General features: G+C 68.0%; 16 protein-coding genes. 13 read left to right on the top strand and 3 right to left on the bottom strand.

Going from position 1 to position 11,974, the window contains the following annotated elements; all coding sequences use genetic code 11:
* Positions 1–519: 519 nt before the first annotated feature.
* Entirely contained in the window at positions 520–1,131 is a 612-nt protein-coding gene (locus Q0053_RS00210; protein ID WP_298094354.1) for a hypothetical protein, read from the top strand.
* A 7-nt stretch (positions 1,132–1,138) separates the two neighbouring features.
* On the opposite strand, the gene Q0053_RS00215 is transcribed toward Q0053_RS00210, so the two are convergent.
* Both Q0053_RS00215 and Q0053_RS00220 read right to left on the bottom strand, forming a co-directional pair.
* Entirely contained in the window at positions 1,139–1,582 is a 444-nt protein-coding gene (locus tag Q0053_RS00215) for a hypothetical protein (RefSeq protein ID WP_298094357.1), read from the bottom strand.
* A gap of 3 nt (positions 1,583–1,585) precedes the next feature.
* Entirely contained in the window at positions 1,586–2,710 is a 1,125-nt protein-coding gene (locus Q0053_RS00220) for a zinc-dependent alcohol dehydrogenase family protein (protein WP_298094360.1), read from the bottom strand.
* A gap of 125 nt (positions 2,711–2,835) precedes the next feature.
* Between Q0053_RS00220 and Q0053_RS00225 the strand changes: the two genes are divergently transcribed.
* Positions 2,836–3,273: a thioesterase family protein gene (locus tag Q0053_RS00225; protein WP_298094363.1), complete on the top strand. Its 438-nt coding sequence runs from the start codon at positions 2,836–2,838 to the stop codon at positions 3,271–3,273.
* Here Q0053_RS00225 and Q0053_RS00230 read toward each other — a convergent pair.
* Positions 3,270–3,470, bottom strand: coding sequence for a hypothetical protein (locus Q0053_RS00230; protein ID WP_298094366.1), 201 nt, complete (start codon positions 3,468–3,470; stop codon positions 3,270–3,272). The two genes, Q0053_RS00225 and Q0053_RS00230, sit on opposite strands and share 4 nt — an antisense overlap.
* 165 nt (positions 3,471–3,635) lie before the next feature.
* Between Q0053_RS00230 and Q0053_RS00235 the strand changes: the two genes are divergently transcribed.
* The 11 genes from Q0053_RS00235 (at position 3,636) to pal (ending at position 11,884) form a co-directional block, all read left to right on the top strand.
* A complete protein-coding gene (locus Q0053_RS00235) occupies positions 3,636–4,409 on the top strand; it encodes a YebC/PmpR family DNA-binding transcriptional regulator (RefSeq protein WP_298094368.1) in 774 nt (257 codons plus the stop codon).
* 117 nt (positions 4,410–4,526) lie between these two features.
* Positions 4,527–5,042, top strand: coding sequence for a crossover junction endodeoxyribonuclease RuvC (gene ruvC, locus Q0053_RS00240; RefSeq protein ID WP_298094371.1), 516 nt, complete (start codon positions 4,527–4,529; stop codon positions 5,040–5,042).
* Positions 5,039–5,656: a Holliday junction branch migration protein RuvA gene (gene ruvA / locus Q0053_RS00245; protein WP_298094374.1), complete on the top strand. Its 618-nt coding sequence runs from the start codon at positions 5,039–5,041 to the stop codon at positions 5,654–5,656. The genes ruvC and ruvA overlap by 4 nt, the downstream gene beginning before the upstream one ends.
* The gene (ruvB, locus tag Q0053_RS00250; RefSeq protein WP_298094378.1) at positions 5,653–6,687 is read left to right on the top strand and encodes a Holliday junction branch migration DNA helicase RuvB; all 1,035 of its coding nucleotides are present in this window, start codon (positions 5,653–5,655) and stop codon (positions 6,685–6,687) included. The genes ruvA and ruvB overlap by 4 nt, the downstream gene beginning before the upstream one ends.
* Before the next feature lie 26 nt (positions 6,688–6,713).
* Entirely contained in the window at positions 6,714–7,127 is a 414-nt protein-coding gene (locus tag Q0053_RS00255; RefSeq protein ID WP_298094381.1) for a hypothetical protein, read from the top strand.
* Positions 7,124–7,573, top strand: a complete 450-nt coding sequence (gene ybgC / locus Q0053_RS00260) for a tol-pal system-associated acyl-CoA thioesterase (protein ID WP_298094384.1) — start codon at positions 7,124–7,126, stop codon at positions 7,571–7,573. The genes Q0053_RS00255 and ybgC overlap by 4 nt, the downstream gene beginning before the upstream one ends.
* A gap of 129 nt (positions 7,574–7,702) precedes the next feature.
* Positions 7,703–8,431: a protein TolQ gene (gene tolQ, locus Q0053_RS00265; protein WP_298094386.1), complete on the top strand. Its 729-nt coding sequence runs from the start codon at positions 7,703–7,705 to the stop codon at positions 8,429–8,431.
* 2 nt (positions 8,432–8,433) lie between these two features.
* The gene (locus Q0053_RS00270; RefSeq protein ID WP_298094389.1) at positions 8,434–8,901 is read left to right on the top strand and encodes an ExbD/TolR family protein; all 468 of its coding nucleotides are present in this window, start codon (positions 8,434–8,436) and stop codon (positions 8,899–8,901) included.
* A gap of 4 nt (positions 8,902–8,905) precedes the next feature.
* Complete coding sequence (locus tag Q0053_RS00275; RefSeq protein WP_298094392.1) at positions 8,906–9,685, top strand: TonB C-terminal domain-containing protein; 780 nt, start codon at positions 8,906–8,908, stop codon at positions 9,683–9,685.
* A gap of 161 nt (positions 9,686–9,846) precedes the next feature.
* Positions 9,847–11,205: a Tol-Pal system beta propeller repeat protein TolB gene (gene tolB / locus Q0053_RS00280; protein WP_298094395.1), complete on the top strand. Its 1,359-nt coding sequence runs from the start codon at positions 9,847–9,849 to the stop codon at positions 11,203–11,205.
* 124 nt (positions 11,206–11,329) lie between these two features.
* A complete protein-coding gene (gene pal / locus Q0053_RS00285; RefSeq protein ID WP_298094623.1) occupies positions 11,330–11,884 on the top strand; it encodes a peptidoglycan-associated lipoprotein Pal in 555 nt (184 codons plus the stop codon).
* The last annotated feature ends 90 nt before the right edge of the window (positions 11,885–11,974 follow it).

The raw sequence follows: 11,974 nt of genomic DNA on the forward strand, positions 1-11,974 counted from the left end.
ATGTCGGCGGGCTGTGGTCGAGCGATGAAGCCCGGGGGACGGATACTCCGGGGGTCCTCGCAGGGGTCGATGGATGGCTCCTGTTTGCTCGCCGCGCGCTTCCCGCGCGGACCGCTGGCGCCTGTCGCCATGTCCGCCGCGCGTCGGCACCCGCAAGGGCGACGGCGCGATCCGGTAAGGCCTGAAGCAAGGGCCGCCAGCCGGAGGGCGCGTGGAAAACGGCCGCGCGGGGCAGGTCTGCTTCGTCGAAACGGTATGTGAAACATGCACCGGGCGAGGCCCGGCCGCCCCGCGCCCTCCCCACCCGCTTGTTCGCAAGCGGCGATGAGTCATGCGCCAAACCTCTCCCTCCCCCTTGGGGGAGGGTCGTCGGCGCGAAGCGACGACGGGGTGGGGAGGACTCGGCACCCCATCCACCGGCACCCCATCCACCGGCGCTCCCCTCGCCGAACCGCCCCCACCCGGTCGCTGCGCGACCACCCTCCCCCGGCGGGGGAGGGAGATCAGGGAGACTGCCTCTTGAGATCCAAACCTCGACCCGACGCCCGCCCCGCTCCCGAACCGCCCCCCGACCGGATCGACCTCTTCGCCCCGGCCCCCGCCGATGACCCCGAGACCGTCGATCCCGCCGCCCTGGCGCGGGCGGCGACGCTGGCCTCGGGGCGGGCGATGAAGGCGCGGCAGTGGACCGAGGCCAGGGCGCTGGCCGGGCTGGCCGAGAGCTATGCGCGGCTGGGCGAGCGGGCGCGGGGCGGGGGGCAGACGATCGAGACCCTGGACCTGGCCCTGATCTTCGAGGTGCTGGCCGACGACCACGGCGTGGCGGCGCGGCGGCTGGCGCTGAACCCCGACCGGCGCGACGATCCGGACCGGGCCATCAAGGAAGAGTATCAGCGACGGCTGGCCGAGGTGCGGCAGGACCAGACCCATCATCACATGGCCATGGTCCGCCGCATTCACGCGGCGGAGGCGCAGATCCGGGCGCTGGGCGGCACGGTTGAGATCTCGCAGTCCAGCTTTGACGCCATGGCCGAGGCGCGGGACTGGCTGCTGTCGGCGACGGAGGATCTGGAAGACGTGACCGTCACCCCCAGCCCGCCGCGCGGCGATCCGTGGAAGGTCGGGATGTGACCTCTACCTACCGCTTCCTGAACCGCGTCGCCTCCGCCTTCAGGTTCGAGCCCCAGTCGGTGACCGGCTGGTCCGGTTCGGCCCGGAATGGCAGTTCGCCGGCGACGCCGCGCATCGCCAGCGCCAGCGGCAGGGCCCAGTGCGCCAGCATCCGCAAGGGCTTGCGGCGCGTATCGAGGACGTCCCAGCCCTCGGCGGCAAAGGCCTCGGCCATGTCGGCGGGGTCGAGGCGTTCGATGGGGTCCCAGTCGGCCGGGCGGGTGACGGCGGCGGCCTCGTCCGGGGTCAGGCCGAAGGCGGCGCGGGCGGTCTCGTCGATGGCCTCGGCGATCTCGGGGAAGTCATACAGTTCGTCCGGATCGGCGGCGCGCGGCTTCATCAGCGCCTTCAGCTCAAGGGCGTCGATCCCGGGCAGGTCGATCAGGCGGCGCAGGGTGGGGGTATCGGTCATGGCTCAGAACCTTACCACAGTCCGCACGGCGTGGCCGTCGGCCAGGGCGTCGAAGGCGGCATTGATGTCGGCCGGCGGGATGGTGCCGCTCAGCAGCCGGTCGACCGGCAGCCGCCCCTGCCGGAACAGGGCGACGTATCGCGGGATGTCGCGGGCGGGGACGCAGGTGCCGATATACGACCCCTTCAGGGTCCGCTCCTCGGCCACCAGCTGGACGATATTGACCGCCAGCGCCGCCTCCGGCGGGGGCAGGCCCGCCGTGACCGTGGTGCCGCCGCGCCGGGTCATCCGCCAGGCGGCCTCGAGCGCGGCGGCCGCGCCGGCCATTTCGAAGACGAAATCGGCCCCGCCGCCGGTCAGGCTGCGCACCTGTTCGACGGCATCGGGATCGGCGGCGTTGACGGTCTGGACCGGGCCGAGGCTGCGGGCCAGCGCCAGCTTCTCCTCGCTCAGGTCCACGGCGATCACCGGACTGGCCCCCGCCGCCAGGGCCCCCAGCACCGAGGACAGGCCGACGCCGCCGAGGCCGATCACGGCGACCGACTGGCCCGCCCGGACCTGCGCCGTATTCACCACCGCCCCGACCCCGGTCAGGACGGCACAGCCGAACAGGGCGGCATGCTCGAACGGCAGGTCGCGATCGACCTTCACCAGCGACCGCCGCGAGACCACCGCATGGGCCGCAAAGGCGGAGCAGCCGAGATGATGATTCAGGTCTCCCGCCGCATCATGGATGCGCCGTCCGCCGGCCAGCAGCTCGCCCCGGCCGTTGGCCGCGGCACCCGGCTCGCACAGGGCCGGCCGCCCCCCGGCGCAGGGCTCGCAGTGGCCGCAGGAGGGCATGAAGACCATGACGACATGGTCGCCGACGGCGAGATCGATCACCCCGGGCCCCAGCGCCTCGACCACGCCCGCCGCCTCATGGCCCAGCGCCATCGGCAGGGGTCGGGGCCGGTCGCCGTTGATGACGCTGAGATCGGAATGGCACAGGCCCGCGGCCTTGATGGCAACGCGCACCTCGTCCCGGCCGGGCGGATCCAGCGTCACCGTCTCCAGCGACAGCGGCCGGCTGTCGGCATAGGGGCGGGCGGCGCCCGTGGCTCTGAGAACGGCGGCGAGGGTCTGCATGACGCCGAGGCTAGGCGCTTGACGCCGCGTCCGCCAAGCCCAAGGCTGGAGACTCAACGAAGCGCACCAATCGCGCTCAAGCAGCGAGGCGCCGCGCGCCGAGCGTTAGCGCACCAGGGGAAGTGATGACCGGCACCATCGAACGGACGAAACGCGGCGACTACCGCCGGTTCCAGGCCATATCCACGCGCTGGATGGACAATGACGTCTACGGCCATGTGAACAATGTCGTCTATTATTCCTGGTTCGACACGGCGGTGAACCGGCTGCTGGTCGTCAACGGCCTGATCGACATCAACGCCGGCAAGACCATCGGCCTGGTGGTCGAAACCGGCTGCCGTTATTTCTCCCCGACCGCCTTTCCGGACGAGATCGAGGCCGGGGTGCGCGTCGCCCACGTCGGCACCTCCTCCGTCCGCTACGAAATCGGCCTGTTCCGCAACAATGAGCAGGAAGCCGCCGCCGTCGGCTATTTCGTCCACGTCTATGTCGACCGCGACTCCAAACGCCCGGTGCCCGTGGACGAAAAAATGCGGGGGTTTCTGGAGAGTTTGAAAGCCTAGTCGTCCAGCCGCCCCATCAGCGCCAGCGCGCCCACGGCGGTCAGGACGCCGAGGGTGAAGGCACCGATGATGGCACCGGTGGCGACGGCGGACGGAACGGTGACCGGGCGGGTCTCGTACCATTCCACGATATCGGCCTCGTCGAGGTCGTCTTCGGCAAAGGCTTCGGCGTGATAGATGGCGTCTTCAGCGATCATGGCGGGGCTCCGTCCTTCGGTTGGAAATCCTGTAGCGCAGCAGAGGTTCCTGAACCGTGACACCGCCGCCGCCATCCGCTAGATGCCCGCCCAGATCATTTCGACCGCGCTCAGGCAGCGAGCCGCCGCGCGGCGAGCGTTAGCGCACACCAAGAGACCCCACCCATGGCCGGCCATTCCAAATTCAAGAACATCATGCACCGCAAGGGGCGCGCCGATGCGCAGCGGTCCAAGCTGTTCTCGAAACTGTCCCGCGACATCACCGTGGCTGCCAAGCTGGGCATGCCCGATCCGGCCATGAACCCGCGCCTGCGACTGGCCGTGAACAACGCCAAGGCCGAGAGCCTGCCCCGCGACGTGATCCAGCGCGCCATCAACAAGGCCGCGGGCGGCGACGTCGATATGATGGAAGAGGTTCGCTATGAGGGCCGGGGCCCCGGCGGCGTCGGCATCATCGTCGAGGCCCTGACCGACAACCGCAACCGTGCCGCCTCCAACATCGGCGCGGCGTTCAAGAAGAACGGCGGGGCCCTGAGCGAGATGAACTCGGTCGCCTTCATGTGGAACCGCGTGGGCCGGATCATCTATCCCGCCGAGGCCGGCAGCGAGGACGCCGTCATGGAGGCCGCCATCGAAGCCGGCGCCCAGGACGTTGAGAGCGACCTGGTCAAGCCCGACATCTATGAGGACGCCCCGGGCCACACCATCTGGACCACCTTCGAGGACCTCAATGAGGTCGCCGAGGCCCTGTCGAAAATCCTCGGCGATGCCAAATCCACCGCCCTGGTCTGGCGCCCGCAGACCGAGGTGGCCGTGACCGGCGAGGCGGTCGGCACCCTGATGAAGCTGCTCGATGCCCTGGACGCCGAGGATGACGTCCAGAACGTCTATTCGAACGAGGACATCTCGGACGAAGACATGGAGAAATACGCCGGCTGATGATCGGCCTGCAGCCGAAGGCGGCACGGACCTGCATCGGTCCGCTGCGTCTTCCGCACAGTTCCTCTCGGCCGTGGTCATTGTTCGTCAACCTCGTTTGGGGCATGAATGGAACGAATGACGAACGAAACGACTCGAATCCTGGGGCTGGACCCTGGCCTGCGCCGCACCGGCTGGGGCGTTGTGGCCTCCGAAGGCGCGCGCCTTCGCTGGATCGCCCACGGCGTCATCGCCCCGCCCGAGTCTGCGCCGTTCAGTGAGCGACTGCTGTTCCTCCTTGAAGCGGTGGGTCAGGTCTGCGTCGACCAGGGCTGCGACGAGGCGGCGATCGAAGAGGTGTTCGTCAATATGAACCCGGTCTCGACCTTGAAGCTGGGCCACGCCCGGGCGGCGGTAATGCTGGCCCCGGCGCGGCATGGGCTGAGCGTGGCTGAGTATTCGCCCAACCTCATCAAGAAGGCCGTGGTCGGCGCCGGCCACGCCGACAAGACCCAGATCGCCTTCATGGTGAAGCGGTTGCTGCCCGCGGCCGGGGATGTGAAGGCTGATGCCGCTGACGCCCTCGCCGTGGCGATCACCCATGCGCAGATGCGCAAGCGGGCGCTGCTGACGACGCTGCGGGGGGCGGCATGATCGGTCGTCTGAGAGGCGTACTGGCTGAGATCGAGGCCGACCATTGCCTCATCGACTGTGCCGGGGTGGGCTATGTGGTGGCGTGCGGGGCGCGAACCCTAGGGCGCCTGCCGGCCCCGGGCGACGAGGCAACCTTGCATATCGAGTCGAACTGGAACGCCGAGAGCGGGCCGCGCCTTTACGGCTTTCTGACCCGCGACGAGCGGCGGGCCTTCACCACCCTGACCGCCATCCAGGGCGTGGGGCCCAAGGCGGCCCTGTCGGTTCTGGACGTGCTGCCGCCCGGAGAGCTGGCGGCGGCGGTGGCGCGCGAGGACAAGGCGGCGGTGGCGCGGGCCAATGGTGTCGGACCGAAGCTGGCTCTGCGCATCGTCACCGAGCTGAAGGGCAAGCCGCTGGGGGACGCCTCCTTCACGCCGAGCGCGCCCGGCCTCCATGCCGGGATCGCATCGCCAAAGCCATCGGTTACCGGTGAGGCCGTTTCGGCCCTGCTCGGTCTGGGTGTGGCCGAGGTCAATGCCCGCCGCGCTGTCGATCAAGCCCTGATCCGGCTGGGCGATGAGGCCGATCTGTCGGCGGTCATCCGCGCGGCGCTTCAGGAGCTCGGGCGTTGAGCGAGGACCGGATCATCTCGGGCCAGTCTGCGCCGGGCGAATCCCACGACCGCGCCCTGCGGCCGCAGACCCTGTCGGAATTCGTCGGTCAGGAGCAGGCCAAGGGCAATCTGAAGGTCTTCATCGACGCCGCGCGGGGCCGGGGCGAGTCGCTCGACCATGTCCTGCTTTTCGGACCACCCGGTCTGGGCAAGACGACGCTGGCGCAGATCGTGGCGCGCGAGCTCGGTGTCGGCTTTCGCGCCACCTCGGGGCCCATTCTGGCCAAGGCCGGCGATCTGGCCGCCATTCTGACCAATCTCGAACCGCGCGATGTGCTGTTCATCGACGAGATTCACCGGCTCGCCCCGACGGTCGAGGAGATCCTCTACCCGGCCATGGAGGACCATGTGCTGGACCTGATCATCGGCGAGGGGCCGTCGGCGCGGTCGGTGCGCATTGATCTGGCCCCCTTCACCCTGGTCGGGGCGACGACACGGGCGGGGCTGCTGGCCACACCCCTGAGGGACCGGTTCGGCATTCCGCTGCGGCTGGAGTTCTACACGCCGGAAGAGCTGGTCCGTGTCATCACCGGGGCGGCGCGCAAGCTGGGCGTCGGCATCAATGACGAAGGCGCGCGCGAGATCGCCAGCCGTTCGCGGGGCACGCCGAGGGTTGCCGGACGGCTGCTGCGCCGGGTGCGGGATTTTGCTGAGGCCGAGGGCTCGCCAGTCATCGACCGGCTGTCTGCGGCGCGGGCGCTGGCGCGGCTGGAGGTCGATGAGGCGGGACTGGACAGTCTGGACCGCCGATTCCTCAAGGCCCTGATCGAGAACTACGGCGGCGGGCCGGTCGGCATGGATACGCTGGCGGCGGCCATCGCCGAGGCGCGCGATGCGGTCGAGGACGTGATCGAACCCTATCTGCTGCAACAGGGCTTCATCCAGCGGACGCCGCGTGGACGAATGGCCTGTGCGCGCGCCTATGAGCATCTGGGTCTGGCCGAACCACCCAAGGGTCCGGATCCCGGTGGACTGTTTGGCGGCAAATAGGGTTCACCTCGGGCGCGAACCCCGTCATGCTCGGTCTCGAAGGAGACGGTATGGCGCGAAAGGCGATCCGGACAGAGCGACTGATCGCGGTGCTGGGCATCGTGGTGTTGGTACTTGGTGCCTTGGCAGTCTGGCTGACCACACGTGGCTCGGGTCCGGACTTCGTCCAGGAGCCGCCGGCCAAACGGGTGCTGCGGCAGGCCCGCGAACAGCTGGGACCCGGAGCCGAAGTACAACTGATCGAGCCAGGACGCGGACGGGTGGTCTGCGGCTATATCGCAGCTGGCCGTCGCGGGCGGGCTGTAGGGTTCATCTCGCGTCCGAACCGTATGCTGCTGAGCCAGGATCCGCTGAACGGCGAGTTCCGCGCCATGATCAGTGCCGACTGCCCCGATTTTCCGGAACCGCCGACGAACCAGCCGGTTGTGAGCCGGCCATGATAGACAGTCCAACCGCCGGCCGGTTCGACGGTCGTGAGCATCGTCTGCCGGTCCGGGTCTATTACGAGGACACAGACTTCACCGGCCTCGTCTATCACGCCAACTATGTCCGCTATTTCGAGCGGGGGCGGTCGGATGCCCTCCGCCTGATGGGCATCGGCCATGCCGAACTGCTGGATGGCGACACGCCGATGGCCTTTGTGGTCTCGAAGATGGACCTGCGGTTCCTCAAGCCTGCCCGGATCGACGACGCGTTGGTGGTGCAGACTCACTATGATGCGTTGAAGGGGCCGCGGCTGTTGATTTCCCAGGCCATCACGCGCGGCGATGACCTTCTGTGCCGGGCCGCGGTCGAGGTCGTCTGTATCCATATGGACGGCCGGCCCCGGAGGCCGGGCCGCATCCTTCGTGAACAACTCGCGCCATGGCTGGCGCGCGAAGCCTGACCATTTCCTCCGCCTGTCACGTGCAGACAGGTGACGACGCGGTCACTCCTCGCTAGACCCGGGCCGGATCGCCACACAACCGCCACGCCCGTCCGGTGCACAGTGGTCGGAGAGACGGAAGGACGCTGAATGACCACCGCCACTGAAGCTTCGATGATCAACCCGGTCGCCCTGTTTCTGGAGGCCGATATCGTTGTGCAGGCGATCATGATCGGCCTTGCCATCGCCTCCTTGTGGTCGTGGGCCGTGATCGCCGACAAGGCGATGCGGTTCAGCGCGCTGAACCGCTTGGCCAACACCTTTGAGGCTGCGGTCGGCTCGGGCCGGTCGCTGGAGGATATCGCCGCCCAGGCGGGGCCAAACCCCGAGCATCCTTTGCCGAGAATGCTGGTTATCGCGCTCGCTGACTGGCGCGAGGCACGTACGCGCGGCCCGCTGACCGAGAACCAGGCCAATCTTCTGATGTCGCGCATTGACCGGGCGCTGGACAGCCTGATCGCCCGTGAGAGCCAGCGGGTTGAGAATGGTCTGGGCGTACTGTCGGTGGTGGCCACATCCTCGCCCTTCGTCGGCCTGTTCGGGACGGTCTGGGGCATTATGAATGCCTTCGGGGCCATCGCCTTGTCGGGCAATACCAATCTCGCGACGGTGGCACCGGCCATCTCAGAGGCCCTGTTCGCCACGGCCCTCGGACTGGCGGCGGCGATTCCGGCCTATATCGCCTACAACAAGTTTTCCATCGATGCGGGCAAGTTCACGGGGCGGCTGGAAAGCTTCGCCGATGATCTGCAGGCTGCGGTCGCACGCCGTCTGGGCGGATCGTCCGGCACCGCGCCGCAGACCACCCGGGAGCTCTGAGCATGGCCCTGGCAGGAGGTAGCGGCGGCGGACACGTCCGCGGCCGGAGACGGCCGCGAAAGCAGCCGCTGAGTGAGATCAATGTCACCCCGCTTGTCGATGTGATGCTGGTACTGCTGATCATCTTCATGGTCTCGGCCCCCTTGCTGAATGTGGCGGTGCCGGTTGAACTGCCCAAGACGGACGCCAGTGCGGTCGACGCCTCGGATGATCCGGTTGTCATCTCGATCAAGCGCGACGGTGCCATCTATGTCGGGGAGCGGGAGGTCAGTTTTGACCGCCTTGTGCTGACGGTGGCGGAAGAGGGAGGCGCAAGCGCCCGCGAAAAGCCCGTGTCCGTGCGAGGCGACGGCCGCGCCCCTTATCAGGCCGTAGCCCGCGTCATGGCGCGGTTGTCCTCGGCGGGGTTCACAAAGCTCAACCTGATCACCGACACCGCCGGCGGCGCTCCAACGGACGTGGAGGGCTGACGCCTTGGAGCGGCCCGGGACCTCGCTGCTGGCCTCCATCGCCGTTCACGCGGCGGTGGTACTGGCTGTGGTGGGCTATGGCCTTCTGGGGTTCACGCGTGAGCCGCTGAACGTCGAAAACGCTGTGCCTGTGTCGATCATCTCCGACACGGTCATCGAGGCTGCTGCGCCCGACAATCCCGACGACGAACTGGTCACCGAGGACGCCGCGACGGCACCGGTCGCCCCGCCGCCGCCCGAGCCGGTTCCCACCGAGCCTGTCCCGCCGGCACCAGAGCCGGTGCCGGTCAAGAAGGCGACGCCCGCACGTCCGGTACCGCCCCGCACCACTCCGCCGCCTCGCCCCCAGCCGCCGCGCCCGACTCCGCCTCGGCGGGAGGAAACGCTCGACCTCGACTCTCTCGCCGGTCCGCCGCGGCCGGGTCCGCGCCCCGGCCCGCGTCCGCCGACCGGTCAACAGGGGCAGGGCACGGCCCCCCGGGCTATCGGCAGGGCCTCGCTTCAGGCGCTCGCCAGCCAGGTTACGCCTTACTGGAACGTCAACTGCGATCTGCCCGGCTCGGATGATTTGACCATCGGCGTAAGGGTAACGCTGGATCAAAGGGGGGCGATCGTCGGGTCCCCGCGATTGACCCAGAGCCGTGGCGATCCAGTCTGGCGGGCCGCTGCGGACGGTGTGTTGCGCGCCATGCGGGCCGCTGCGCCTTTTGACATGCCTGCGGACTATCAGCAGCAGGAGATTGCCTTCTCCTTCCGCACGGCCACCATGTGCGGGAGCCGTTGAGCGTGTTTGATGCGTGATGCCAGTGTCGAAGAGGCGCTGTATGGTAATCCTGCGCGATCTTGGGCCGCCTGACCTGAAAGTCGCCGCATTCACGCCCAAGCTGGTCCCGGCGGCAGGTCCGGGTCTGGCCGACCTATGCAGATTCGAGCTGGAGTGACTTCATGCGTCTGACTACCTTGCTGGCCTCGGTCGCCATGATTGCGGTCTGCGCGCCTTCAATGGTCGCGGCACAGACGCCGCCGCCCCAGGAAGAAGAGGTCATCGTCGACCAGGGCGTTCTGCGACCCTTCCCCATCGCCGTCGTCAATTTCTCGGGCCAGAACGGTGCCGATCTGGGCGGAGTGATCCGCGCCAACCTGCGAAGGTCCGGCTATTTCGAGCCGTTGGACCCCGCGGGTTTCGTCGAGACCGGAATGACGCTGGCGAATGCGCCCAACTATCCGCAGTGGACCTCGATCGGGGCGCAGGCGGTGCTGTACGGCGCGGTGACGCCCCGGCCCGACGGCCGCAACGACTTCGGCTTCCGTCTGTACGACCCCTATCGCCAGTGCCAGCTGGTATCTTACCAGTTCACCGCCACGCCCGAGCAGTGGCGCCGCATCGGCCACAAGATCGCTGACCTGGTCTATCAGCGCATGACCGGCGAGACGGGACTGTTCGACAGCCGGGTGGTCTTCGTGGCCGAAAGCGGTACGCAGCTGAACCGGCTGTCGCGCCTGGCCATCTCGGATCAGGACGGGTTCAATCCCGTCTATCTGACCCAGGGAGACGAGGTGATCATGTCGCCGCGGTTCTCGCTCAACGACCCCAATGAGATCACCTATGTGGCGCTCGGGCGGGACTACAGCCGCATCTATCTGTTCAACCTTTCGACCGGCCGGCGTGAGAGCCTCGGCGAGTTCGATGGTCAGGTGCTGGCCCCGCGCTTCTCGAACGATGGATCGAAGATGGCGTTTTCGATCATCCGGGGCGGCAATACCGACGTCTATGTGATGGACCTGTCGAGCCGCCAGTTGCGCCGCCTGACCAGCGATCCCGGTATCGACACCTCGCCGTCCTTCAGCCCGGATAACAGTCAGATCGTCTTCACCTCGGACCGGTCCGGCAGCGCGCGCCTCTACACGATGCGGGCCGACGGCACGGGCCAGCGGGCCATTTCGCGCGGCGGCGGCATCTACACGGCCCCGAACTGGAGTCCGCGCGGAGACCTGATCGCCTTCACCAAACAGGGCGGCGGACGATTCTCGACCGGGGTGATGGCCACCGACGGCTCCGGCGAGCGTATCCTGTCGTCCAGCTATTTCGAGGAGGGGCCGTCCTGGGCCCCCAATGGCCGTTACATCATGTTCGCGCGGCAGTCTCCCGGCGGGGACACCCGCCTGTGGACCGTCGACCTGTCGGGACGGGTCGTATCGCAGGCGGGCTATTCGGGCCGCGGTACGGATCCCGCCTGGTCCCCCCTGCTCGACGAGCAGCCCGTCAACCTCGGCGGCGGCGGTCCCGACGGCTGTCAAACCTGACCAGAAAGGAGCCTATCGGCTCAAACCCGCGTTATCGTGACTGGCGAAACCGCTGGCACATCAGTAGCAACCCGCTAAAGCCAAGCTGGAGGCTTGGGCCTCACCTCAAGGAGACGACCTGATGATGAAAATCCCGACCCTCGTCCGTCTGGCCGCCGTCGGCATGGCCGTCACGGCCATTGCCGCCTGTACCCCGCGCACGCCCGCCGACACCGGCGCCGGCAACACCGTGCCGACCCCGGCCAATGACCAGTACACCGGCAACGCCGTGGCCCCCGTTTCGGGCGGCAATCTCGGTGCCCCCGCGCCCGGCTCGGAGCAGGATTTCGTCGTGAACATCGGCGATCGTGTCTATTTCGATCTCGACAGCTATGCGATCCGTTCGGAAGCCTTTCCGCGCCTCGACGCCCAGGTGGCCTGGCTGCAGCGCTATCCGGGCGTGACCATCCGCATCGAGGGCAATGCCGACGAACGCGGCACCCGTGAATACAACCTGGCCCTCGGTGCCCGCCGCGCTGAATCGGTTCGCACCTATCTGGTCGAGCGCGGCATCAATGCCGGGCGAATCGATACCATCAGCTACGGCAAGGAGCGTCCGATCGCGGCCGGCTCGAACGAGGAATCCTGGGCCCGCAACCGCAACGCCCACACCGCCATCGTCTCGGGCGCTGCGCGCTAGGGTCAAGGCAGCATCGATAAGGGAGAAGGGCGGCCGGCTCCCGGCCGCCCTTTCTTTTTGACCTCTTTTTCTTCGCATCGCACAATCGCA

It is taken from the genome of Brevundimonas sp. (genome assembly GCF_027487935.1).
Lineage (GTDB): Bacteria > Pseudomonadota > Alphaproteobacteria > Caulobacterales > Caulobacteraceae > Brevundimonas.

Bases quoted from the DNA above. Each gene is read 5' to 3' on its own strand.
- Q0053_RS00215 (WP_298094357.1), bottom strand. From the start codon at position 1,582: ATGACCGATACCCCCACCCTGCGCCGCCTGATCGACCTGCCCGGGATC.
- Q0053_RS00220 (WP_298094360.1), bottom strand. From the start codon at position 2,710: ATGCAGACCCTCGCCGCCGTTCTCAGAGCCACGGGCGCCGCCCGCCCC.
- Q0053_RS00225 (WP_298094363.1), top strand. From the start codon at position 2,836: ATGACCGGCACCATCGAACGGACGAAACGCGGCGACTACCGCCGGTTC.
- Q0053_RS00230 (WP_298094366.1), bottom strand. From the start codon at position 3,470: ATGATCGCTGAAGACGCCATCTATCACGCCGAAGCCTTTGCCGAAGAC.
- Q0053_RS00235 (WP_298094368.1), top strand. From the start codon at position 3,636: ATGGCCGGCCATTCCAAATTCAAGAACATCATGCACCGCAAGGGGCGC.
- ruvC (WP_298094371.1), top strand. From the start codon at position 4,527: ATGACGAACGAAACGACTCGAATCCTGGGGCTGGACCCTGGCCTGCGC.
- ruvA (WP_298094374.1), top strand. From the start codon at position 5,039: ATGATCGGTCGTCTGAGAGGCGTACTGGCTGAGATCGAGGCCGACCAT.
- Q0053_RS00255 (WP_298094381.1), top strand. From the start codon at position 6,714: ATGCTCGGTCTCGAAGGAGACGGTATGGCGCGAAAGGCGATCCGGACA.
- ybgC (WP_298094384.1), top strand. From the start codon at position 7,124: ATGATAGACAGTCCAACCGCCGGCCGGTTCGACGGTCGTGAGCATCGT.
- tolQ (WP_298094386.1), top strand. From the start codon at position 7,703: ATGACCACCGCCACTGAAGCTTCGATGATCAACCCGGTCGCCCTGTTT.
- Q0053_RS00270 (WP_298094389.1), top strand. From the start codon at position 8,434: ATGGCCCTGGCAGGAGGTAGCGGCGGCGGACACGTCCGCGGCCGGAGA.
- tolB (WP_298094395.1), top strand. From the start codon at position 9,847: ATGCGTCTGACTACCTTGCTGGCCTCGGTCGCCATGATTGCGGTCTGC.
- pal (WP_298094623.1), top strand. From the start codon at position 11,330: ATGAAAATCCCGACCCTCGTCCGTCTGGCCGCCGTCGGCATGGCCGTC.